Raw genomic sequence first — 22,437 nt, forward strand, 5'->3', positions numbered from 1 at the left:
ATCATCGTTCACGCAACACCAGGTTGTTTCAGACAACGGAGTATTACATGTCCAGAAGGCTTCGCAGAACCAAGATCGTTACCACCTTAGGCCCGGCTACTGACCGCGATAATAATCTCGAGAAAATCATCGCAGCAGGCGCCAACGTGGTACGTATGAACTTTTCTCACGGCACACCGGAAGATCATAAATTACGTGCAGATAAGGTCCGTGAGATCGCGGCAAAACTGGGACGTCATGTAGCTATTCTCGGTGACCTGCAGGGTCCCAAAATCCGCGTATCGACCTTCAAAGAAGGCAAAGTTTTCCTCAATATCGGTGACAAGTTCCTGCTCGACGCCAACCTGAGCAAAGGCGAAGGCGATAAAGAGAAAGTGGGGATCGACTATAAAGGCCTGCCTGCTGACGTGGTGCCAGGCGATATCCTGCTGCTCGACGACGGTCGCGTTCAGCTGAAAGTGCTGGAAGTTCAGGGCATGAAGGTGTTCACCGAAGTGACCGTTGGCGGCCCGCTCTCCAACAATAAAGGCATTAACAAACTGGGCGGCGGTCTCTCTGCCGAAGCCCTGACCGAAAAAGACAAAGCCGATATTCTCACCGCGGCTGAGATTGGCGTGGACTACCTGGCCGTCTCCTTCCCGCGCTGCGGCGAAGATCTGAACTACGCTCGTCGTCTGGCGCGTGACGCAGGTTGCGATGCCAAAATCGTCGCCAAAGTGGAACGTGCTGAAGCGGTCTGCAGCCAGGATGCAATGGATGACATCATCCTCGCCTCTGACGTGGTGATGGTGGCCCGTGGTGACCTGGGCGTTGAGATTGGCGACCCGGAACTGGTGGGGATCCAGAAGGCGCTGATCCGCCGTGCCCGTCAGCTTAACCGCTCCGTGATCACTGCAACCCAGATGATGGAGTCGATGATCACTAACCCAATGCCGACCCGTGCGGAAGTGATGGACGTGGCCAACGCCGTGCTCGACGGTACCGATGCGGTAATGCTGTCAGCCGAAACCGCTGCCGGCCAGTATCCGGCGGAAACCGTGGCCGCGATGGCGCGCGTCTGCCTGGGTGCTGAGAAGATCCCAAGCATCAACGTCTCCAAGCACCGTCTTGACATTCAGTTCGACAACGTGGAAGAAGCCATTGCGATGTCGGCGATGTATGCCGCTAACCACCTGAAGGGCGTGACCGCGATCATCACCATGACCGAGTCTGGCCGCACCGCGCTGATGACCTCGCGTATCAGCTCCGGTCTGCCGATCTTCGCTATGTCTCGTCATGAGCGCACCCTGAACCTGACCGCGCTGTATCGCGGCGTGACGCCGGTGTTCTTCGACAGCAACAGCGACGGCGTGGCCGCGGCGAACGACGCCGTGAACCTGCTGCGCGACAAAGGCTATCTGGTCTCCGGGGATATCGTTATCGTGACCCAGGGCGATGTGATGAGCACCATCGGCTCAACCAACACCACCCGCGTGATGACCGTCGAATAAGTCGGCTGTTTTGCCGGGTGGCGCTGCGCTTACCCGGCCTACGTGACTTTTCCCTCTCCCCATTGGGGAGAGGGTCAGGGTGAGGGGTATTTTTATTTCTTCGGATAGAGCTCTTTGCGCTTGTACGGCTCTTTCTCGCCCGGCTTGCGCGTCTTCAGTAGTTTCAGGATCCAGGTGTATTGCTCCGCATGCGGCCCCACCAGAATCTCCACCTCCTGGTTCATCCGGCGCGCAATGGTGTTGTCGTCGGCGGTAAGCAGATCGTCCATCGGCGGGCGTACTTCAATCGTCAGACGATGCGTTTTGCCATCGTAAATCGGGAATAACGGGATCACCCGCGCCTGGCATACCTTCATCAACCGGCCAATGGCGGGCAGCGTCGCCTTATAGGTGGCGAAGAAATCGACAAACTCGCTATGCTCCGGCCCGTGATCCTGATCCGGGAGGTAGTAGCCCCAGTAGCCCTGGCGTACGGACTTGATAAAGGGTTTGATGCCGTCGTTACGCGCATGCAGGCGGCCGCCAAAGCGGCGACGCACCGTGTTCCAGACATAATCGAAGACCTTGTTCCCCTGGTTGTGGAACATAGCCGCCATTTTCTGCCCCTGCGACGCCATCAGCATCGCCGGAATATCCACGCCCCAGCCGTGTGGCACCAGGAAGATCACCTTTTCGTCATTGCGACGCATCTCCTCGATGATCTCCAGCCCTTTCCAGTCAACGCGACTGGCGACCTTTTCCGGCCCGCGTATCGCCAGCTCGCCCATCATCGCCATCGCCTGCGGCGCGGTGGTAAACATCTCATCGATGATGGCTTCACGCTCCGCCTCGCTCTTCTCCGGGAAGCAGTAGAAGAGATTTATCTGTGCGCGACGGCGGGCGCTTTTACCCAGCTTGCCCGCCAGACGGCCCACTTTACCGAGCAGCGGGTCGCGCACGGAGGCGGGAAGCATCGCAATACCCGCAAAGGCATATACACCCAGCCAGGCGCCCCAGAAGCGCGGATGACGGAAGGATTTCTCAAATTCAGGAATGTACTCGCTGTTGTTTTTTTGGGTTTCCATGCTTTTTCCAGGGCGGGTGACACTTAAAAGAGTAATGCGTTAGTTTAGCGAGGCCATGCGTAAGGCACAAAAGAAAAAGCCGGTGCAGTAACGCCCCGGCTTTTATCGCTGCAGTATTAATCAATACTGAGCTGCGGAATAACCTCTTTGACCTGCGCCAGATAGTCGCTGCGGTCTTTGCCGGTCAGCCCCTCGGTACGCGGCAGCTTCGCCGTTAACGGGTTGACCGCCTGCTGGTTGATCCATACTTCATAGTGCAGATGCGGGCCGGTAGAACGACCGGTGTTGCCCGACAGCGCAATGCGATCGCCACGTTTTACCTTCTGGCCCGGCTTCACCAGCATCTTACGCAGGTGCATATAGCGGGTGGTGTAGGTCCGCCCGTGACGCACGGCAACGTAATAGCCTGCAGCACCGCTGCGTTTTGCCATGACCACTTCGCCATCACCCACCGCCAGAACCGGTGTCCCCTGCGGCATGGCGAAATCCACACCACGGTGCGGGGCCACGCGACCGGTGACCGGGTTCAGACGGCGCGGGTTGAAGTTCGACGAGACACGGAATTGTTTCGAGGTCGGGAAGCGTAAGAAACCTTTCGCCAGCCCGGTACCGTTGCGATCGTAGAATTTGCCGTCTTCGGCACGGATCGCATAGTAATCTTTACCGTCAGAGCGTAGACGAACCCCAAGCAGCTGGCTCTGCTCACGCTTGCCGTCCAGCATTTCGCGGGACATCAGCACCGACCAGGCGTCGCCTTTTTTCAGCTTACGGAAGTCCATCTGCCACTGCATGGCTTTGATCACCGAACTGATTTCACCGCTGGTCAGCCCTGCATCACGCGCACTGGCAACGAAGCTACCGCCGCCTAAGGTGCCTTTAAGGGCGCTATTAACCCAGTCGCCCTGCTGCATTTCACTGCTCATCTTGAAACCGTTATCAGCACGATCATAGGTGCGGGTTTCACGACGGGAGACTTCCCAGGTCAGGCGCTGTAAATCGCCGCTGTCGGTCAGGGTCCATGAGAGCTGCTGACCAATTTTCAGGTTACGCAGATCTTTATCCGCGGCAGCAAGCCGGCTGATTTCACCCATATCGATACCGTACTGGTTAAGCACGCTGCTTAAGGTATCGCCAGTTGAAACCACATATTCATGGACGCCACTTTCAGGGGCGATTTTGTCATCCAGTTCATCCTGCGGAATAGCTTCTTCTTCCTGCGGGGCCTGGTCGATAGGTTCACTGGCTTCGGGTAACAGTGAGCGAATTTCGTTTCTTTCCAGTTCGATGGTCTTGATAACTGGCGTGGAATTCGGGTGATAAACATAGGGCCGCCAGACGGCGACCGCTAAGGTGAGAACAGTAAGCGACCCCAGCATGACGCGGTGGGGCCGGGGCAGATTATTAAATGCCAGGGCGACAGAGCGGGCTATCTGTTGCACGTATTCACTTCCTCGTTAATCTCCTTTCAGGCAGCTCGCATACTGGTTCGCCAGTTGGCTGAGAAACTGCGAATAACTCGCTTTGCTCAACTGGATAGAGGTTCCCAGTGGGTCAAGGGTGCCCATACGCACGGACGTACCCCTTGCCACGGCTTCAACGACCGCTGGCCTGAACTGTGGCTCAGCAAAAACGCAGGACGCTTTCTGCTCAACCAACTGTGTTCTGATTTCATGTAAACGCTGCGCACCGGGTTGAATCTCTGGATTGACGGTGAAATGGCCAAGCGGCGTGAGACCGTAGTGTTTTTCGTAGTAGCCATAGGCATCATGAAAAACGAAATATCCTTTACCTTTCAGTGGTGCGAGCTCGGTACCCACCTGCTTGTCGGTTGCGGCAAGTTGTGCCTCAAAATCCTTCAGGTTGGCGTCAAGTTTGGCTCGACTTTGCGGCATAAGTTCCACTAATTTTTCGTGGATTGCAACCGCCGAAAGGCGCGCTATCTCAGGGGAAAGCCAGAGGTGCATATTGTAGTCACCGTGATGGTGATGCTCGTCACCTTTTTCGCCTTCGGCCGCCCCGTGATCGTGGTCATGATCGTCATCATCAGACCCTTTCATGAGAAGCGGTTTCACACCAGGAAGATTAGCGATGCTAACCTGTTTGGCTGCCGGCAACTGATTGGCGGATTTCTGCATGAAGGCTTCCATCTCCGGACCAATCCAGACCACTAAGTCTGCGTTTTGTAAGCGTTTTACATCTGAAGGACGCAGGGAATAGTCATGTTCTGAGGCGCCATCTGGCAGTAATACCTGGGTTTCTGTCACTCCGTCGGCGATAGCGGATGCGATAAAACCGAGCGGCTTTAGCGAAGCGACAACGGCGGCGTTAACATCTTGTGCTGTTGAACCCCAAAGGGCAGCGGATAATGCTGCGAAAAGAAGCGTATTTTTCTGTAACATAATGCGACTATTCATCGTAATGAGTGGGTGGAATGTGATATTATAACATTCGATGACTTCTGCAAGCATAAAATTGATATGACGAATCTGGTATCTCTCGAAAACATTTCGGTTTCATTCGGTCAGCGCCGCGTCCTCTCTGACGTTTCGCTGGATTTGAAGCCCGGCAAAATTCTGACGCTACTCGGTCCAAACGGCGCGGGTAAATCAACGCTGGTGCGCGTGGTGCTGGGCCTGGTAGCACCCGACGGCGGCCTTATCAAGCGTGACCGGCAGCTGCGCATCGGCTATGTGCCGCAGAAGCTGCATCTGGACGCCACTCTCCCGTTAACGGTCAGCCGTTTCCTGCGTCTGCGTCCCGACACGCGTAAAGAGGACATTCTTCCGGCGCTCAAGCGCGTGCAGGCCGGGCATCTGATCGAAGCGCCTCTGCAAAAGCTCTCCGGCGGCGAGACTCAGCGCGTGCTGCTGGCCCGCGCCCTGCTGAACAGGCCGCAGCTACTGGTGCTCGATGAGCCGACCCAGGGTGTGGACGTCAACGGTCAGGTGGCGCTGTATGACCTGATCGATCAGCTGCGTAAAGAGCTGGACTGCGCCGTGCTGATGGTGTCGCACGACCTGCATCTGGTGATGGCGAAAACGGACGAAGTGCTCTGTCTCAACCATCACATCTGCTGCTCTGGCACACCGGAAGTGGTCTCCATGCACCCTGAGTTTATCTCGATGTTTGGCCCTCGCGGCGCCGAACAGCTGGGCATTTATCGCCACCATCACAACCACCGCCATGATTTGCAGGGCCGCATTGTCCTGCGCCGGGGAAACGGTAACTCATGATTGAACTCTTATTGCCCGGCTGGCTGGCCGGGATGATGCTCGCCTGCGCGGCGGGTCCACTGGGCTCGTTTGTCGTCTGGCGCCGGATGTCCTACTTTGGCGATACCCTCGCCCACGCCTCCCTGCTGGGGGTAGCATTTGGCTTACTGCTGGATGTCAATCCATTCTATGCGGTGATTGTGGTGACGCTGCTGCTGGCCGCCGGTCTGGTGTGGCTGGAAAAGCGCCCGCACCTGGCGGTGGATACGCTGCTCGGGATCATGGCGCACAGTGCCCTCTCCCTGGGTCTGGTGGTGGTCAGCCTGATGTCCAACATCCGCGTAGATCTGATGGCCTATCTGTTTGGCGACCTGCTGGCGGTAACGCCGGACGATCTGATCGCCATCGCCATCGGGGTGGTGATCGTGCTGACTATCCTGCTGTGGCAGTGGCGAAACCTGCTGGCGATGACTATCAGCCCGGATTTAGCCTTTGTGGATGGCGTGAAGCTGCAGCGCGTCAAGCTGCTGCTGATGCTGGTGACCGCGCTGACCATTGGCGTGGCGATGAAGTTTGTCGGGGCGTTAATTATTACGTCGCTGCTGATTATTCCTGCCGCCACCGCGCGCCGTTTTGCCCGCACGCCGGAGCAGATGGCCGGCGTGGCCGTAGGCGTGGGAATGATTGCGGTAACCGGAGGGTTAACCTTCTCGGCGTTTTACGACACCCCTGCCGGACCGTCGGTGGTGCTGTGTGCGGCTGCGCTGTTTATCCTCAGCATGATGAAGAAGCCTGCCAGCTGATGGCGTTGCCCGGTGGCGCTACGCTTACCGGGCCTATAAATTTACGGCATCTCCGGCGGCGTAATACCGAAGTGATCCCAGGTCCGCACCGTCGCCATGCGCCCGCGTGGCGTACGCTGCAAAAAGCCCTGCTGGATCAGGTACGGCTCCAGCACATCTTCAATAGTTTCCCGCTCTTCACCAATGGCTGCCGCCAGGTTATCCAGCCCCACCGGCCCGCCAAAGAACTTGTCCAGCACCGCCAGCAGCAGCTTGCGGTCCATATAGTCAAAGCCTTCGGCATCCACATTTAACATATCCAGCGCCTGGGCGGCGATATCCAGCGAAATAGTGCCGTCGTGCTTCACTTCGGCAAAATCGCGCACCCTGCGCAGGAGACGGTTGGCGATACGCGGCGTACCGCGAGAACGCTTCGCCACTTCAAAGGCCCCCTCCTCGCTCATCTCCAGCCCCATATAGCGCGCGCTACGGCTGACGATGTGCTGGAGATCGGGCACCTGATAAAACTCCAGACGCTGGACGATGCCAAAACGATCGCGCAGCGGCGAGGTTAACGAGCCCGCGCGGGTGGTCGCGCCAATCAGGGTAAACGGCGGCAGATCGATCTTAATCGAGCGCGCGGCCGGGCCTTCGCCAATCATGATATCCAGCTGGTAGTCTTCCATCGCCGGATAGAGCACCTCTTCCACCACCGGTGAAAGACGGTGGATCTCATCGATAAACAGCACATCGTGGGGTTCGAGGTTGGTCAGCATCGCCGCCAGATCGCCGGCCTTTTCCAGCACCGGGCCAGAAGTGGTGCGCAGATTGACGCCCATCTCATTGGCGACAATATTGGCGAGGGTGGTTTTCCCCAGCCCTGGTGGGCCGAAAATCAGCAGGTGATCGAGGGCGTCACCGCGAAGTTTTGCTGCCTGGATAAAGATCTCCATCTGCGAGCGCACCTGCGGCTGGCCAATATACTCATCCAGCAGCTTCGGGCGGATCGCACGGTCCACCAGATCTTCTGCCTGAACGTTGCCTGCCGAGACCAGACGGTCTGCTTCAATCATCCTTTACCTCACAATGCGGCGCGCAGCGCTTCACGAATCAGGGTTTCACTGGTGGCGTCCGGTTTCGCAATTTTGCTGACCATCCGGCTCGCTTCCTGAGGTTTATAGCCCAGCGCCACCAGCGCGGCAACCGCTTCCTGCTCCGCATCATCGTCAGTCGGACCGGCAGGGGAAGTCAGGACCAGATCGGCTGCTGGCGTAAACAGATCGCCGTGCAGGCCTTTAAAGCGGTCTTTCATCTCGACAATCAGGCGCTCGGCCGTTTTCTTGCCGATGCCAGGGAGTTTCACCAACGCCGCCAGCTCTTCACGCTCAACGGCATTCACGAACTGCTGCGCCGACATCCCGGAGAGGATCGCCAGCGCCAGTTTTGGACCGACGCCGTTGGTCTTAATCAGCTCTTTAAACAGCGTTCGTTCCTGTTTGTTATTAAAGCCAAACAGCAGCTGAGCATCTTCACGAACGATAAAGTGGGTAAAAATGATCGCTTCTTGTCCCACTTCCGGCAGTTCGTAGAAACAGGTCATCGGCATATGCACTTCATAGCCCACGCCTCCGGTCTCAAGCAGCACTATCGGGGGTTGTTTTTCGAGGATGATGCCTCTGAGTCTGCCTATCACGTGACGCTCCTGCGTTAAGAACTAAAATTTACCGCTGCCATCATAAAAAAAGGCTGGATAAACATCCAGCCTGATTTTTCATTTAGCGTAATCGACCCCGCGCCAGATTGAGCCGCGATTCGCTTATTTGCATCGCGTTCTGGGTAACGTGGCAGTGGGTTATCGCGATGGCCAGCGCATCGGCGGCATCCGCCTGCGGATTGGCCGGCAACTTCAGCAAGGTACGCACCATGTGCTGCACCTGGCTTTTATCTGCCCCGCCATTTCCCACCACGGTTTGCTTAACCTGTCGCGCGGCGTATTCGAATACCGGCAGATCCTGATTCATCGCCGCGACAATCGCCACGCCGCGGGCCTGACCGAGCTTCAGCGCCGAGTCGGCATTCTTCGCCATAAACACCTGTTCGATGGCGAAAAAGTCCGGCTGGAACTGGGTGATGATCTCCGTCACGCCTGCGTAGATAAGCTTCAGGCGTGACGGCAGATCCTCTACTTTGGTACGGATACAGCCGCTGCCCAGGTAGGTCAACTGACGCCCGACCTGGCGAATAACGCCATAACCGGTGATGCGTGAGCCCGGGTCAATGCCGAGGATAATTGCCATCACGCCTCTCCGGTTGTCGGTTTGAGCTCAGCCATTACAGCGTCGCCGCAACCTCGTCGGAGATTTCACCGTTGTGGTAAACTTCCTGCACATCGTCGCAATCTTCGAGCATGTCGATCAGACGCAGCAGTTTCGGTGCGGTTTCCGCATCCATGTCCGCTTTGGTGGACGGGATCATGGTGACTTCAGCCGCGTCGGCTTTCAGGCCTGCTGCTTCCAGAGCATCACGCACCGCGCCCATCTCTTCCCATGCGGTATAGACATCAATCGCGCCGTCGTCATAGGTCACCACGTCTTCAGCACCCGCTTCCAGCGCCGCTTCCATGATCGCGTCTTCGTCGCCTTTCTCGAAGGAGATCACGCCTTTTTTGCTGAACAGGTAGGCTACGGAACCGTCGGTACCCAGGTTGCCACCGGTTTTGGTGAAGGCGTGACGCACTTCGGCAACGGTACGGTTACGGTTGTCGGACAGGCACTCGATCATCACCGCGGTGCCGCCTGGGCCGTAACCTTCATAAATGATGGTTTCCATGTTCGCGTCATCGTCGCCGCCTACGCCACGGGCGATAGCACGGTTCAGGGTGTCACGCGTCATGTTGTTGCTCAGCGCTTTATCGATCGCCGCACGCAGACGTGGGTTGGAGGCCGCATCGCCGCCGCCCAGACGGGCAGCCGTCACCAGCTCACGAATGATTTTGGTAAAGATCTTACCGCGTTTGGCATCCTGTGCCGCTTTGCGGTGTTTGGTGTTGGCCCACTTACTATGACCTGCCATAAAAAGTTCTCCAAAAAGCGCGCCCTCTCAGGCGGCGTTAATTACAAATTCTTCAATCGCCTGCCGGTTGCTCCACGACTTGGTTAAGGTTGCGGCCTCGGCCGCGTTAACCCAGCGGTAGGTCAGGTGTTCGGTGAACACGATCTCCCGCTCGTGAGGAAGCGCAAGGCAGAACCAGGATTCCGTATTGCGTTCAGTCCCCGGCGCGTAGCGATGACGTAAATGGCTAAAAATTTCAAAATCCACCGTGCGCTGACAGTCCTTCAGGGTCAGTTGCTCGCGAGCAACATCAATGGTGACCTCTTCCTTTACTTCGCGCGCGGCGGCCTGCAGCGCGGTTTCACCCTCTTCCAGGCTGCCGGTAACCGACTGCCAGAACGCGGGATCGTCGCGCCGCTGCAACATCAGCACCCGCTTCGTGTCCTGGGCATAAATGACAACTAAGACAGAAACGGGAAGCTTATATGTCATATCAGTTTTTCTCTTCCTTTTTCACCACTTCGATACCCAGCTCGCTCAGGGAGGTTGGGTTAGCAAAGCTTGGCGCTTCGGTCATCAGACAGGCAGCGGCGGTGGTTTTCGGGAAGGCGATAACGTCACGGATGTTGTCGGTGCCGGTCAGCAGCATGGTCAGGCGATCCAGACCAAAGGCCAGACCTGCATGCGGTGGGGTACCGTACTTCAGGGCATCCAGCAGGAAGCCGAACTTCTCGCGCTGTTCCTGTTCATTGATACCCAGAATACCGAACACCGTCTGCTGCATTTCCATGCTGTGAATACGCACGGAACCGCCGCCCACTTCGTAGCCGTTGATAACCATGTCGTAGGCGTTCGCCACCGCATCTTCCGGTGCCGCTTTCAGCTCTGCCGCGCTCATCTCTTTTGCCGAGGTGAACGGGTGGTGCATTGCGGTCAGGCCGCCTTCGCCGTCGTCTTCAAACATTGGGAAGTCGATAACCCACAGCGGCGCCCATTTGGCTTCGTCGGTCAGGTTCAGATCTTTACCCAGCTTCAGACGCAGCGCGCCCATGGAGTCGGCCACCACTTTCTTGTTGTCCGCGCCGAAGAAGATCATGTCACCGTCCTGGGCTTCAGTACGCGCCAGAATGGATTCAACGATCTCAGCATTGAGGAATTTGGCCACCGGGCTGGTGATGCCTTCGATGCCTTTCGCGCGCTCGGTGACTTTGATGTAAGCCAGGCCTTTCGCGCCATAAATCTTGATGAAGTTGCCGTAGTCGTCAATCTGCTTACGGCTTAAGCTCGCGCCACCCGGTACACGCAGGGCAGCCACGCGGCCTTTCGCATCGTTAGCCGGGCCGGAGAAGACCGCGAACTCAACCTCTTTCACCAGGTCGGCAACGTCCACCAGCTCCATCGGGTTACGCAGGTCTGGTTTGTCGGAACCGTAGCGACGCTCGGCTTCGGCGAAGGTCATGATCGGGAAGTCGCCCAGATCCACACCCTTCACGTCCAGCCACAGGCTGCGTACCAGCGCTTCCATCACTTCACGCACCTGCTCGGCGGTCATGAAGGAGGTCTCGACGTCGATCTGGGTAAATTCAGGCTGACGGTCAGCACGCAGATCTTCGTCGCGGAAGCATTTAACGATCTGATAGTAACGGTCGAAGCCGGACATCATCAGCAGCTGTTTGAACAGCTGAGGAGACTGTGGCAGCGCGTAGAATTTGCCTTTATGTACACGGGATGGCACGAGGTAGTCACGCGCGCCTTCCGGGGTCGCTTTGGTCAGCATCGGGGTTTCGATATCGAGGAAACCGTGATCGTCCATAAAGCGGCGCACCAGGCTGGTGATTTTAGCACGGGTTTTCAGGCGATCGGCCATTTCAGGGCGACGCAGGTCGAGGTAGCGGAATTTCAGACGCGCTTCTTCGGTATTGACGTGGTTGAAATCCAGCGGCAGTGATTCTGAACGGTTGATAATGGTCAGATCGGTCGCCAGCACTTCAATTTCGCCGGTCGCCATGTCGCTATTGATGTTCTTGTCGTCACGCGCACGCACGGTGCCGGTCACCTGGATGCAGAACTCATTACGCAGCTCAGAGGCCAGCTTTAACGCGTCGGCACGATCTGGATCGAAAAATACCTGCACGATGCCTTCGCGGTCGCGCATATCGATAAAGATAAGGCTGCCAAGATCACGACGACGGTTAACCCAACCACACAGGGTCACCTGCTGTCCGACGTGGGACTGACGCAGCTGCCCGCAATATTCTGTACGCATGAGATATCCCTTAACTTAGCCGCAGGCTACAAGGTCGCAGCTTTTTGTATTTCAAACTGGATGAAAAAAGGCGGCTATTATACTGGAAATTCCGCCAGACGATAAGAGAGAAGCGCGCCAGACGCGCGATTGCTGCTCGCATCTTGCATATTCTCACAAAAATTAACAAAAATATCAGGCCCGGAACACGCCATAGCAGCGTAAGGTATTCACCACGCTAACTATTTAACAGGAAAAACCATGTTGACATTCGACGCCGCTAAAACCGCCCTGGTAGTCATTGATTTACAGGAAGGGATCCTGCCCTTTGCCGGTGGCCCGCATACGGCACAGGAGGTGGTCAGCCGCAGCGCCCGTCTGGCAGAAAAATGCCGCGCCAACGGTTCCCCGGTAGTGATGGTCCGCGTAGGCTGGTCCGCTGACTTTGCCGAGGCGCTGAAGCAGCCTGTCGATGCCCAGGGCGCGGCTCACGCCCTGCCGGACAACTGGTGGGACTATCCGCTGTCACTCGGCAAGCAGGACAGCGATATTGAAGTGACCAAACGCCAGTGGGGCGCCTTCTACGGCACCGATCTGGAGTTACAGCTGCGCCGTCGCGGGATCGACACTATAATTCTGTGCGGGATCGCCACCAACATTGGCGTAGAGTCCACCGCGCGCAACGCCTGGGAGCTGGGTTTTAATCTGGTGATCGCCGAAGATGCCTGCAGCACGGCCACCACCGAGCAGCACCAGGCCAGTATGACACATATTTTCCCGCGCATTTCCCGGGTGCGCAGCACTGAAGAGATTATCAACGCACTATGATCTATCTGGGGTTACCCCAATGGTCGCACCCGAAATGGGTGCGACTGGGCATTACCGGTCTTGAGGAGTACGCTCGCCACTTTAACTGCGTGACGCGGTAATTTTTCAAATCACTAAAGAACGCCCAAGAGCATGTGTTTTCTTTAGCTTAATCAATGCATTATAAACAGCTATCATATGAAATTCGGTAAAGTTCGTATGAGCTAAAATGTCCCAACCATGCCCCAAAACTGGCATTTATGCCCCATCCCTGCCCCAAAAACCCCCCTCAAAAAGCCGCGCTCCCCACCGTTGACACTGTATGGATAAACAGTATAAATTGTTTAGTAAATTATTGTTGTTTTGGAGGAGTTATGTTCGTTGAGTTGGTGTACGACAAACGGAATGTAGAAGGATTAACAGGTGCCAGAGAAATAATTCTAAATGAGCTAACAAAGCGGGTGCACCGGATCTTTCCCGCTGCAGAGGTGAAGGTTAAGCCGATGCAGGCGAACGGCTTAAACAGCGATGCCAGCAAAAGTGATCGGGAAAAGCTGAATCGTATGCTTGAAGAAATGTTTGAAGAGGCGGATATGTGGCTTGTTGAAGAATAAAACCTCGAAAACCCTGATAAAACTCCAGGTTATCACGATAGAGGTTTTCGACTAATATCCGTCATCAAAATGCCAAAAGAAAAGGATATTCGTCAATTCCATGTCCATCGAACCATTGCGCGTTACTGAAATTATTAGACGGATACCTGACTGTGCAACTGAGCCGTTCCTCTGTAAATGTGACGATGGCGAGCTTTATGTTGTAAAGGGCATGCCTAGCGTTCCTCGGGTGCAGCTTATTGCAGAATGGGTTTCAGCTCACATTGGCCTGGAATTGGGGCTTTCATTACCTGATTTTGGCATGGCATACGTAGACAGAGCATTAACCCAGTATGTGCCTCAATGGCGAAATGCCTTAAATGAGGGGTACGCATTCGCAACAAAATTTATCCCAGGCGTGGCACCTATAACTTTTACCCAGGCTCATACTAATGTTGCCGAGCAGGAACAGAAGAAAATCTATCTCTTTGATAGATGGATAAATAACTCAGATCGAACCCTATCACCTCAAGGTGGTAACGTTAATATTATTTTCGATTACCGTAACAATAGATTTTACCTGATTGATCACAATCTTGCCTTTGACCAAAATGATACCGATGATGCCTTTGACTATCATGTGTATGCACCGCGTCATCGCAAGTGGTTGTTCGACATTGTAGACAGACCCCAGTCTGAAGATGAACTTACCCGTACTAAAGGAATCCTACCTTTATGTGTGGAATGCATCCCTGATGAATGGCTGCCTGAGACTCAAGATGAGCGTGAAGAGTGTTTTGGTCGGATTGAAAAGCTATTGAACCGTAACGATACGGATTTATTTTGGAGTAAAATCACATGACTACGCCATGTCTATACAGCATTGTAAGATATGCGCCGTTTGCTGAAACTGAAGAGTTTGCAAACATAGGCGTAGTCGTCTGTGCGCCACAAAAACACATACTTCTCTTTCGACTAACTCAAAGCAATGATGCCAGGGTTACATCTTTCTTCAAAGACGACACCATCTTCCCATTGGCCAAAGATGCTGTTGCTAGGGAGCTGGCCTTTGCTCAAGAGCAGACGAAACACGTTAAAACAGCCGATGACGTAGCAAATTTTTTCAGCTATTTGACTGCGAGACGGGAGTCAATTTTCCACTTCAGTTCAACACGTGTCGTTCTTGCTGAAAGCCCCGAGCAAGAGTTACAGCGCTTGTATGCAAAATTTGTTAACCATACAGATTACAACAAAGAACGTAGAGAAGAGATCCTTACCAGAGAGCTAAAAGGGCGTTTGAATTCTTATGCAGAACTGCAGAATATTTTCCGCAAGGAAACATTTGGCGGAGACTTGATTAGATTTTCAATGCCGTTTGTTGCTAAGCAAGAGGATGAAGTACTTTGTGCTATCAAACCCTTGGCGTTTGTACAACAGGAGCCCGGTAAGATGATGGAGCACTGTGACTCATGGGTATCAAAAGTTAAGAGAGCGGCTGATGAGCAGTTACTAAATCTAGCTAACGTTCTTTTTACTATTGACGGTCATAAAAATCCCAACACGTCAGAAGTAAAGGCAATGGATGAGATTAGGCGAACATTTGATCGCAATAACCTCGCTCACTTTAGTCACAACGATGAAAAATCTATCATCGAGTTTGCGAAAGCATCCATCTAGTCGACCCGGCCACCGCGCCGGGTTTCTCTTTCCTCCCTCAAATTACTGGGGAGCAGTCCTCGGCCTGTGCATGCCCGGTGAAGTACGACACCGTGTTCACGACCTCGCGCATCTATACCACCCGTTTAGGCCAGCGCCTTTTGCGTGGAGTTGGAGAGATGGAGCGCGTAGTCAGCCGTGTACCACATACGGAACATACCGCACCGTGTGGCAGGTTTAACACGGGATTGAAGGAAGTGAAAAAGAACCGGTTGCTTTTACATGCAGGACAGATGAATTTCATAACGGGTACCACGCCTCACGCCGTTTGCTGAACTGACATCATACGCAGTTTCTTTATAACTAAAGGTGCAATGATTAACATTTCTTAATGTTTTCGTAGCCAGGCTTAAAAGCACTGACTAACAAATATGACCAAGTGCAATGAGCCAGCAGCGCTAGCAGTTTATGGTAGGGCCACGCGTCATCCGGGACGATTTAATATTGCTCCGGACCGCACCAGATATTTAATAACGTTCTCAAAAGATTGATAAGACCTGACAAGATCACCACAATCCAAACGGCTAAAAACGCAAAACTTGCCATCTGAGCCTCCATCAGGGCTGTAAAAAAAAGCCTGCTGATTAGGCAGGCAAATGAAATCAGCACAAACAAACAGCTTAAGGTGCCGGGTGCCTCCCGGTGACTCGTTACCAGTTATACGAGCCGCAAGCATATTTACACGAACAGCAACTGGATTGCCCCACCGCACAGGGGGATTCACCTTCATTAAAGGTAGATGATTTTAAACGAAGCGCTAATACCCCCTACCTAAAGTTATGGCTCATGCTGCCGATACGTTAACGACCTGCGTCATGAGCGCGGGGTTGATAACAAAACTAAGGGATTTGTGCCCGCTCCCGTGCGGGCTTTTTTATAGGCTGCATTTACACAGGGCTTTCATCAGCGTCCGTGCTGTTGATGAAGAACGTCACCCTTCCCATGACCTCGACTTCTTCCGCAGCTTCGCCGTCGATTACTTCGCCATCCTCAGTAATTAACGCTTTCCCCATAAACCGTGCAAATTGAGTCTGCCCGCCGCTGAGGATCAGCAGCACCTGACCTTGCACCAGCCTGGTGACCGGCTCGATAACTGCAAACCCGGTTGACGTTTCCAGGATGCGGCTTTCGTTCGTGGTGCAGATGCTGGCCGGGGACAGGCGCTGCTCGACATAACCGGTTGCCGGAGATACGAAGCCCATCAGTGAATCATCCCCATGTTGCGCAGGATCCAGTAGTGATTGTCGGTTCCGTCAGTTGTCTTATCCGTGAAGTCCGGCTGATAGCGCTCTATCCACTCGTTGACATCGGCTCGGCTGAAATGCCAGTTTCTCGCGCGCAACTCACGAATGAAGTCATCCGTGCGTAACCATTGGTAGCCTTTAGGGTTTTGCTGTATGACAGCGACAAATGCGCTGTGAATGTCTGATTTGCGGGGCATGATCTGCACTCCTTTTACTGTTTTTATATACAGTAGTTTTAAAGTGAGTGCAGATCAATGCGGCGACGTCTATCAATACCGACGCCAGGAGTTAAAGGGTGGTTAACAAAGCTGCGTAGTGCTGTATTTATCTGACGGATTACCCTCAAAAGAATAACGACCTGTAGTAACGATAGGAGGCACATACTCTACTACCGGTGTCATAAGGCATGGGTCAGATGTAATTTTAAATGGTGTGTTTACATAACCAGTTCTAACAGGCCACCCTGACCCTGCAATTTTCTGTAAGTTGATGTGGTCGATTAGAGGCTTTGCAATGTTATATGGCAGTTGTTGCAGTGCTTCATCAATAGTCGCCAATTGCTCTGCCGTCAGTTCAATTTTCATAATTTTTCCTCCAGGGCTTTAATCCTTTGATTCATCAACTGCTCTCTTTTGCGCATTTGCTGCATCTCTTTAATCAGAAGCGGCACAGGCTTCGAATAATCCACCGACCATTTAGCGTCTGGATCGTCACCACCGGTTGTTACTGCGTCCGGGAATGCTTCATAAAGCTCCTGTGCAATGACGCCATAAGCCTGATAGCTATCATCAGATTTCCAGTAAAACTGACGAACCTTAATGGCATCAATAATGTCACCGGGATCCGCAGCATCTTCAATTCCATACTTGAGGCTGCCATCGGAAGAGGTATTGTACGCGGTGGAGTTCGCGTTAGTGGAGATAGAGCCCACCACTCCATTCGGGTTTGAGAAAGAGATATGCTGTCGGCCGGCTACATTACTGGTAATGAATTCTGCTCCGACACCTCCCGTATTGGATGACGTATTGCTGTATACCAGCAGCCCGGTTGCTGCTGTTGCTGGCGTCAGCGTCTTCGCTCCGACAGTAACAATCTTGCTGTTGAAATAGTTAGGATCGGTGGTTGAGGTTGTCTCAACATAAGGAGTCTTAATTGCGGTTACGAATTCGCCATCGCCCTTAACCTTTAGCACGTCACCATAGAAAGTGGTTATCTCAATGACATTACCGGACCCTCGCTTGGATGTGTATTTAATGAACCCCGCATCACCTGATGCCGAGTAAGTATCCTCTACATCAATAGCAAACTTCGTGTCCGGGTTATTTAACGGCTGCTGGCGAATGAGTTTCAGCATCGGACTAGCTGATACGGCAGTCGAATGGCCAACACGTTTTATCCCACCCAGGCGAGTATCCCACTGGTTCAGCCCGGACGCGTCAGAGATAGTGACATCAATACGTGGGTCTTCCAGGAAGTTACCACTTGTGTTTGCCCCGAACGTGACAGAATAACCACTGCTCCAGCCAGTGCCGTACTTCTCGGTTCGGCAGAACGAGAAGATATTCTGGTTGGCATCGTTGACCACGTTAATCGCTGTTCGTCCGCATGCGCCAGCTCCGTTAAAGCCTTCGATGGATACGCCAATGAAACGGTTGTGCTGGACGCCCTGGCCAGTAGAGTTGTCCAGATAAATCTGGTCAACCAGTCGGCCGTTTACGTTTGAAGCAAAACGCCCACCGATGACGGTATTTTCATTCACATAGGAACTGGCCGGGGGTTTAGCATAGAAGCCATATTCGTGATTCGTCAGGGTCGGGTTAAGGATAGTGCTATAGGATACCCGGCTGGATGCGCCAGGGATGCAGGCAATGGCTTTTGAGAAGTTGGTTACTACAGGGTTTTCAATTCCGGCTTCGACACAGTTAAGCAGTAATACCCCAATATCAGAGCCTTCATAATTGGTTTTTTCAATCTGAAGCCCCCTTATCGTTCCGCGATATGGGTCTGAGCCTGCTGTACCGACTGTTACCGCCACAGAAACCCCGGCGTCAAAGATAATCTTCGCGCCGGTGAAGTTAAGGCTGTAGCGGCCCGTAGGCAAGGTAATCCCCGAAGAACAGCGGAAAACACCAGATGCTGTCAGGTCGTTACCCGTAGAAACTGCCCACGATATGGCTGCCGCTATCTCGGCGGCGCTATCAATGACACCTCCACTCTTCGCCCCCCAGCCGCGAATATCCCCCTGATCACGCCAGCGTGCCATCTGCAATTCTGGATATTTTTCAGCGCCATCAGGGTCGGATATTTGCCCTCTCAGCACCGCATCGCCTACGCTCAGCCACGCCCCAATGCTAATACCTCCACTGGCAGCGGGCGTCGACCCGGCAGGAATTACTTTCGGGAATGTGCCATCCCAGCGATAGTATTCACCGGTGCTGGTATCGCGCAGAACCTGGTTAGGCAGCGTCAGTGTGGCCCCGGTCTGGAAAGAATCCATGGTGATATAGCCGAAAGCGGCAATGGCTGCCTTCGCCATGGCCTCCAGCCCATACCATGTATGACGTGACTTACCAAAGCGGTCCAGCCACATTGCAGCGGTAATGCTGTTGAAAGCAATATCGAAGTTCTGCGCGTTATCGAATAAATCATACGGGCTGGTCGATCCCAGCGGATTCATCGTTGCGTATTTAGTCATGCTCGCTCCGGGCATAAAAAAACCCGCCGAAGCGGGTTCAAAGTATTTGGGGAATGGATGTGTTAAGCAACGTCGCCGGGATATTTCGCGTCGTCGTACTGATATTTTCCGGGATGGTACTGAATGGCTGTTACGCTGCTGGTTCCGTCGCTACCGGGAGTTATCTCCCCCACCAGTGCGTCATATCCCACGCGCGAAGATGAGCAGAACATCAGACGCGGCGGCTCAATATACGGACTGCCCATTTCCCATTCATCTGGCGCCAGCGCAGCGCTGTATGGAATGCTCAGCGTGTAATCGTCAATCCGGGTCGGTACCAGAAGTGCTGATGCCTGCCCCCCCTGGTGGCGGATCACCACTCTGGGGTTGGCAAAGCTCCAGTCAGGCGGCTCACTGAGCGTCAACGTGATTACATTCCTGTCCCAGCTCATGTCTGTGATCAGGCAGCTCAGCGTCTGGCTACCGGGGATGTCATCAGTCAGGATGATGCGGTCCATAAACTGGTAGCAAAGCGCATCCATCTCAGTGCTGGTCGTATGCTGCAGGCGCTGCAGGAGATAACCCAGCAGACGACGCATACCGATTCGGTACGCCCGGTCCTTATCCACCACCCCCTCCAGCTTGTAATCCTCAACCTTAGCGGGGGTCGGGTTCCCGGGCAGCCGGCACTGAACGGTTTCTTCTGCCCACGTCGTGCCATTGATGTAGGTGACATCGACCCCGTCATAATCATCCTGACTCGGTGCCTTAAATGCGGTCTGAAGTTCTTCAGTGGTCTCCTGAGGGGTGATCATACCTGTCCAGTTTTTCACCCCTTCACGCCCGGCGGACACCAGGCCATCTGACAGCAAAAAGTAGCCCATCCCCGCCCCGGCGATGATCTTCAGCACTTCCAATGCTGATTTACTGTCATCGGTTGCCCAGTCGAACGTCTCACCGCGGGGCGTCCAGTAGTTCTGCTCCAGCGCATCGATCGCTGTATGGTCAATCTGTTCAGGCTTAAAGCCGAGGGATTCCAGCACGTGGTATAGCGCACCGCTAATCGTGCGCGAGGCATGACCATCATAAAGCCGGGTAGGTGTGACGTTTATTCGCCGATCAGACTGCGCAGCCAGGCGGTTGCCGGTCCGAACCGTCAACGCCATCGTCGTGACTCCTTCATAGCGACGTGGGCGGGATGATAGTCGGGAGCGAAGCGCCTGCCAGAAGACCTGATCACGCGTGCTGCCGCCGGCTACAGGATCCTTTCTCCTCATTCGGACTTCATACTGCCCTGCAGGAACGGCGAATGCCCGGGTGAACCCTATCTGATTCTCGGTTTTCCTCTTCCAGCTCAGCACCTGTTCAGTCCATTCACCAGCAGTCGACGCGTCCCGATACTGGATAATGATCTCAACGGTCTTGTTCTTCTTGTTCCCTTTATCGCTGTACTTAACCAGCCCGTTCTGAAAATTGAGATTCACCTCAAACCGGTTGGTAGTTTCACCATCAGGGCAAACCAGAAACGGGCCCACCCAGTCGTAATCATCATTGACACCGGTAATGCTGGCATCCAGCAAGGTTCGGTCAGTAAATCCGGGCCATGTACTGTCAACGGTCACCACCTCAACTGTCGAAGGTGGAGTTCCCTGCTGTACCTGCGAAATTAACACGCGCTCGACAGTAATGGTCTGGCTGTCCACGTCAGTAATACGGTATTTATTGTCGGCATAACCAATCGAGATTCGCTGCGTGCCCGCCGGGATCCCTGTAAAAGGCTTGCCGGTCGCACTGCTGTAGGCCAGTGTAATATGGGCGCGAATTTCAGGCGTGCCGCCAGATGATTTAACGCCCGGCGTGCTGACAGGCGCATCCCCAAACGCAGATTGCGGCAGGGTGCTGTGGGTAATTGTATCGCCTGAGAAGGGACTGGAAGATTCAGTAATTTCGATTCGACCCGAGTTGTCGCGCGCGATCAACCCGGAGCCTGTCAGCTGAGACGTTATTGTTGAAACCAGCCCGCTCATGGTCACATAATTTGTCAGCAGCGACACCGGCCACGTTGTTCCTTGCCACGTAATATTGAACGTCACCGGCGCTGTGGAGTAATCGTAAACCGAAGGGGCCGCGCTGGCCAGAACACTTGCCGCCGATCCGCCAACGCCTGGAACAGCAGCAACCCCTGGGGTGTAACTTGCTATCACGAGATCATAATCAGTATTGTTGAAGCCAAGATTAACTGGCATGCCCACCACCGGGGACAGCTCGTCCATTTCACCGTAAATGACGTTGTAACCGCCCGAGTTCGAGACGCTCCATGAGGCAGGAGCCTCAATAGTAATAATTGTGCCTGCAGCCCATGATTCCGGTACGTCCGAATCTTCATCGCTGCTACCCGTTGATATGAGCGTAACGGTGTTGCCACTGACCAGTACCGCGTCCGCGCTAATACCGACAGTTTGTGGTCCGCTCGAGCCCAGATCCAGGCCAGCGGTACCTGATGTGGTATTGCCAACTTCGCCGGAGTTGTACCAGTTCTCTGTCCTGCTGTCGGAAGAAACGTCCGCGCCGGGTGGGTAGATGGTGTAACTGACATCATCTCCGAATGCAGAGAACGGCGTATTGCCTATTCTCATATCGGATTTAGGCAATGATACATTTCCGACGCCAACAGCGACAAACATGCTGGTAACGAAGCTGGTCTCACCAACGAATCGGCTAACCGGCTGCGTAACATAGTCCGGCCAGACGCGGTACCGTCCGAAGATTTCCCGTACCGGGTCGCCGAGTTTTGCCATGTTGGCTTTCGCCGGGTTGAGCTCAAGCTGGTCACCGCTGCCGGGCTGACTGGCTGCCCCCGTCTGCATGGTGCTCATCATGTAAATCGAGTACGCCGCCGAGGCAACCGCAACAGCAACAGCTGCCCATAGCGCGATTTCCGCACCGGTACCGTAGGGCACCGGATACATCCTTACATCGCTGTCGGGGCGAATGGCATACAGAGCCCACTCTGTCGGCGGCACCGGGACGCCGTCGATTTCAACCGCAACCGGGTGCTGCCGATCAGGCGTCCATCCCTCAACGTTCTGTGCAAACCAGGAGTTGAGTGTCAGGGGTTCATGATGGTGGGTTTCCAGCGGTTCGCCGGGCAGCCGGGACGGATAGATACGGATCGTCACTGATAATACTCCACGCGAATAAACCGACGCGCGAACCGCGCCAGCGGCAGGAAAGTCACGTTAGTGCGGGGATTACACTCGGCGGCATGGAGCACGCCGTCGATCTCCACCACGATGGCGACATGTGTCACCACTGAGCCGGAATAGCAGGCAATGCCCGCGCCAGGCGCAGGCGCGCAACGCTGCAGATCAGCCATCAGCCCGCGCGCCTCCCGGTCGAGACCGTTATCATCTTTTGTAATCCCGGCGAACTCAGGCCATGGAGCCAGTGCCAGATCACGCCGAATTTCGTTAACTATGCCAAAGCAGTCGAGTGAGGGGTAAGCGCGTCCGCCCTTCTGCCACTCGACAGAACGGTACTTGTCAGGATTAAACATGAT

At 54.4% G+C, this 22,437-nt stretch carries 22 protein-coding genes and 1 pseudogene; 8 read left to right on the forward strand and 15 right to left on the reverse strand.

The features are described from left to right. Positions 1-47 precede the first annotated feature (47 nt). Positions 48-1,490, forward strand: a complete 1,443-nt coding sequence (gene pyk / locus G7090_RS13785) for a pyruvate kinase (RefSeq protein WP_106993322.1) — start codon at positions 48-50, stop codon at positions 1,488-1,490. A 92-nt stretch (positions 1,491-1,582) separates the two neighbouring features. On the opposite strand, the gene lpxM is transcribed toward pyk, so the two are convergent. The 3 genes from lpxM to znuA form a co-directional block, all read right to left on the reverse strand. Next, positions 1,583-2,554: a lauroyl-Kdo(2)-lipid IV(A) myristoyltransferase gene (gene lpxM / locus G7090_RS13790; RefSeq protein WP_166182785.1), complete on the reverse strand. Its 972-nt coding sequence runs from the start codon at positions 2,552-2,554 to the stop codon at positions 1,583-1,585. 116 nt (positions 2,555-2,670) lie between these two features. Next, the gene (gene mepM, locus G7090_RS13795) at positions 2,671-3,993 is read right to left on the reverse strand and encodes a murein DD-endopeptidase MepM (protein ID WP_166182786.1); all 1,323 of its coding nucleotides are present in this window, start codon (positions 3,991-3,993) and stop codon (positions 2,671-2,673) included. 15 nt (positions 3,994-4,008) lie between these two features. Next, positions 4,009-4,953: a zinc ABC transporter substrate-binding protein ZnuA gene (znuA, locus tag G7090_RS13800; protein ID WP_166182787.1), complete on the reverse strand. Its 945-nt coding sequence runs from the start codon at positions 4,951-4,953 to the stop codon at positions 4,009-4,011. Between the two features lie 78 nt (positions 4,954-5,031). Between znuA and znuC the strand changes: the two genes are divergently transcribed. Next, positions 5,032-5,787: a zinc ABC transporter ATP-binding protein ZnuC gene (gene znuC / locus G7090_RS13805; protein ID WP_166182788.1), complete on the forward strand. Its 756-nt coding sequence runs from the start codon at positions 5,032-5,034 to the stop codon at positions 5,785-5,787. Continuing rightward, positions 5,784-6,569 carry a zinc ABC transporter permease subunit ZnuB gene (gene znuB / locus G7090_RS13810; protein WP_106993326.1) on the forward strand — a complete coding sequence of 262 codons (786 nt, stop codon included), beginning with the start codon at positions 5,784-5,786 and terminating at the stop codon, positions 6,567-6,569. The genes znuC and znuB overlap by 4 nt, the downstream gene beginning before the upstream one ends. 41 nt (positions 6,570-6,610) lie before the next feature. Here znuB and ruvB read toward each other — a convergent pair whose 3' ends face one another. The 6 genes from ruvB to aspS form a co-directional block, all read right to left on the reverse strand. Continuing rightward, positions 6,611-7,621, reverse strand: a complete 1,011-nt coding sequence (gene ruvB, locus G7090_RS13815; RefSeq protein WP_166182789.1) for a Holliday junction branch migration DNA helicase RuvB — start codon at positions 7,619-7,621, stop codon at positions 6,611-6,613. Between the two features lie 8 nt (positions 7,622-7,629). Then, a complete protein-coding gene (gene ruvA / locus G7090_RS13820) occupies positions 7,630-8,241 on the reverse strand; it encodes a Holliday junction branch migration protein RuvA (RefSeq protein ID WP_106993328.1) in 612 nt (203 codons plus the stop codon). Between the two features lie 82 nt (positions 8,242-8,323). Further along, complete coding sequence (gene ruvC / locus G7090_RS13825; RefSeq protein ID WP_106993329.1) at positions 8,324-8,845, reverse strand: crossover junction endodeoxyribonuclease RuvC; 522 nt, start codon at positions 8,843-8,845, stop codon at positions 8,324-8,326. A 34-nt stretch (positions 8,846-8,879) separates the two neighbouring features. Further along, positions 8,880-9,620: a YebC/PmpR family DNA-binding transcriptional regulator gene (locus tag G7090_RS13830; RefSeq protein ID WP_106993330.1), complete on the reverse strand. Its 741-nt coding sequence runs from the start codon at positions 9,618-9,620 to the stop codon at positions 8,880-8,882. Between the two features lie 27 nt (positions 9,621-9,647). Continuing rightward, complete coding sequence (nudB, locus tag G7090_RS13835; RefSeq protein WP_106993331.1) at positions 9,648-10,091, reverse strand: dihydroneopterin triphosphate diphosphatase; 444 nt, start codon at positions 10,089-10,091, stop codon at positions 9,648-9,650. Position 10,092: 1 nt separating this feature from the next. Continuing rightward, positions 10,093-11,865, reverse strand: coding sequence for an aspartate--tRNA ligase (gene aspS / locus G7090_RS13840; RefSeq protein WP_166182790.1), 1,773 nt, complete (start codon positions 11,863-11,865; stop codon positions 10,093-10,095). Positions 11,866-12,105: 240 nt separating this feature from the next. Between aspS and G7090_RS13845 the strand changes: the two genes are divergently transcribed. From G7090_RS13845 to G7090_RS13860, 5 genes and pseudogenes are all read left to right on the forward strand, one after another. Continuing rightward, positions 12,106-12,672, forward strand: a complete 567-nt coding sequence (locus tag G7090_RS13845) for a hydrolase (protein WP_166182791.1) — start codon at positions 12,106-12,108, stop codon at positions 12,670-12,672. Then, a pseudogene (locus G7090_RS23790) lies at positions 12,669-12,764 on the forward strand (hypothetical protein); the annotation flags it as partial. The gene G7090_RS13845 and the pseudogene G7090_RS23790, both read left to right, overlap by 4 nt. A 261-nt stretch (positions 12,765-13,025) precedes the next feature. After that, a complete protein-coding gene (locus G7090_RS13850; RefSeq protein WP_166182792.1) occupies positions 13,026-13,265 on the forward strand; it encodes a DinI family protein in 240 nt (79 codons plus the stop codon). Between the two features lie 100 nt (positions 13,266-13,365). After that, positions 13,366-14,106 carry a HipA family kinase gene (locus tag G7090_RS13855; protein WP_166182793.1) on the forward strand — a complete coding sequence of 247 codons (741 nt, stop codon included), beginning with the start codon at positions 13,366-13,368 and terminating at the stop codon, positions 14,104-14,106. Beyond that, positions 14,103-14,921, forward strand: coding sequence for a DUF3037 domain-containing protein (locus G7090_RS13860; RefSeq protein ID WP_166182794.1), 819 nt, complete (start codon positions 14,103-14,105; stop codon positions 14,919-14,921). Before G7090_RS13855 ends, G7090_RS13860 begins: the two co-directional genes overlap by 4 nt. 926 nt (positions 14,922-15,847) lie before the next feature. Here the strand turns inward: G7090_RS13860 and G7090_RS13865 are convergent. From G7090_RS13865 to G7090_RS13890, 6 genes are all read right to left on the reverse strand, one after another. Beyond that, a complete protein-coding gene (locus G7090_RS13865; RefSeq protein ID WP_166182795.1) occupies positions 15,848-16,162 on the reverse strand; it encodes a hypothetical protein in 315 nt (104 codons plus the stop codon). Further along, positions 16,162-16,401 (reverse strand): hypothetical protein, encoded by a 240-nt coding sequence (locus G7090_RS13870; protein ID WP_166182796.1) that lies wholly within the window; start codon positions 16,399-16,401, stop codon positions 16,162-16,164. The genes G7090_RS13865 and G7090_RS13870 overlap by 1 nt, the downstream gene beginning before the upstream one ends. 102 nt (positions 16,402-16,503) lie before the next feature. Then, positions 16,504-16,788 (reverse strand): hypothetical protein, encoded by a 285-nt coding sequence (locus G7090_RS13875; protein WP_166182797.1) that lies wholly within the window; start codon positions 16,786-16,788, stop codon positions 16,504-16,506. Continuing rightward, a complete protein-coding gene (locus G7090_RS13880) occupies positions 16,785-18,899 on the reverse strand; it encodes a tail fiber domain-containing protein (protein WP_166182798.1) in 2,115 nt (704 codons plus the stop codon). Before G7090_RS13880 ends, G7090_RS13875 begins: the two co-directional genes overlap by 4 nt. A 62-nt stretch (positions 18,900-18,961) precedes the next feature. Then, positions 18,962-22,057 (reverse strand): host specificity factor TipJ family phage tail protein, encoded by a 3,096-nt coding sequence (locus G7090_RS13885; protein ID WP_166182799.1) that lies wholly within the window; start codon positions 22,055-22,057, stop codon positions 18,962-18,964. Next, positions 22,054-22,434, reverse strand: a complete 381-nt coding sequence (locus tag G7090_RS13890; RefSeq protein WP_166182800.1) for a CHAP domain-containing protein — start codon at positions 22,432-22,434, stop codon at positions 22,054-22,056. The genes G7090_RS13885 and G7090_RS13890 overlap by 4 nt, the downstream gene beginning before the upstream one ends. Between the last annotated feature and the right edge of the window lie 3 nt (positions 22,435-22,437).

This window comes from Leclercia sp. 29361, assembly GCF_011290365.1.
In the GTDB taxonomy this organism is placed as follows: domain Bacteria; phylum Pseudomonadota; class Gammaproteobacteria; order Enterobacterales; family Enterobacteriaceae; genus Enterobacter; species Enterobacter tamurae.

What these genes read in the sequence shown, in the direction of transcription:
- pyk (WP_106993322.1), top strand. Translation starts at nt 48, where the DNA reads ATGTCCAGAAGGCTTCGCAGAACCAAGATCGTTACCACCTTAGGCCCG.
- lpxM (WP_166182785.1), bottom strand. Translation starts at nt 2,554, where the DNA reads ATGGAAACCCAAAAAAACAACAGCGAGTACATTCCTGAATTTGAGAAA.
- znuA (WP_166182787.1), bottom strand. Translation starts at nt 4,953, where the DNA reads ATGTTACAGAAAAATACGCTTCTTTTCGCAGCATTATCCGCTGCCCTT.
- znuC (WP_166182788.1), top strand. Translation starts at nt 5,032, where the DNA reads ATGACGAATCTGGTATCTCTCGAAAACATTTCGGTTTCATTCGGTCAG.
- znuB (WP_106993326.1), top strand. Translation starts at nt 5,784, where the DNA reads ATGATTGAACTCTTATTGCCCGGCTGGCTGGCCGGGATGATGCTCGCC.
- ruvB (WP_166182789.1), bottom strand. Translation starts at nt 7,621, where the DNA reads ATGATTGAAGCAGACCGTCTGGTCTCGGCAGGCAACGTTCAGGCAGAA.
- ruvC (WP_106993329.1), bottom strand. Translation starts at nt 8,845, where the DNA reads ATGGCAATTATCCTCGGCATTGACCCGGGCTCACGCATCACCGGTTAT.
- G7090_RS13830 (WP_106993330.1), bottom strand. Translation starts at nt 9,620, where the DNA reads ATGGCAGGTCATAGTAAGTGGGCCAACACCAAACACCGCAAAGCGGCA.
- nudB (WP_106993331.1), bottom strand. Translation starts at nt 10,091, where the DNA reads ATGACATATAAGCTTCCCGTTTCTGTCTTAGTTGTCATTTATGCCCAG.
- aspS (WP_166182790.1), bottom strand. Translation starts at nt 11,865, where the DNA reads ATGCGTACAGAATATTGCGGGCAGCTGCGTCAGTCCCACGTCGGACAG.
- G7090_RS13845 (WP_166182791.1), top strand. Translation starts at nt 12,106, where the DNA reads ATGTTGACATTCGACGCCGCTAAAACCGCCCTGGTAGTCATTGATTTA.
- G7090_RS13850 (WP_166182792.1), top strand. Translation starts at nt 13,026, where the DNA reads ATGTTCGTTGAGTTGGTGTACGACAAACGGAATGTAGAAGGATTAACA.
- G7090_RS13855 (WP_166182793.1), top strand. Translation starts at nt 13,366, where the DNA reads ATGTCCATCGAACCATTGCGCGTTACTGAAATTATTAGACGGATACCT.
- G7090_RS13860 (WP_166182794.1), top strand. Translation starts at nt 14,103, where the DNA reads ATGACTACGCCATGTCTATACAGCATTGTAAGATATGCGCCGTTTGCT.
- G7090_RS13865 (WP_166182795.1), bottom strand. Translation starts at nt 16,162, where the DNA reads ATGGGCTTCGTATCTCCGGCAACCGGTTATGTCGAGCAGCGCCTGTCC.
- G7090_RS13870 (WP_166182796.1), bottom strand. Translation starts at nt 16,401, where the DNA reads ATGCCCCGCAAATCAGACATTCACAGCGCATTTGTCGCTGTCATACAG.
- G7090_RS13875 (WP_166182797.1), bottom strand. Translation starts at nt 16,788, where the DNA reads ATGAAAATTGAACTGACGGCAGAGCAATTGGCGACTATTGATGAAGCA.
- G7090_RS13880 (WP_166182798.1), bottom strand. Translation starts at nt 18,899, where the DNA reads ATGACTAAATACGCAACGATGAATCCGCTGGGATCGACCAGCCCGTAT.
- G7090_RS13890 (WP_166182800.1), bottom strand. Translation starts at nt 22,434, where the DNA reads ATGTTTAATCCTGACAAGTACCGTTCTGTCGAGTGGCAGAAGGGCGGA.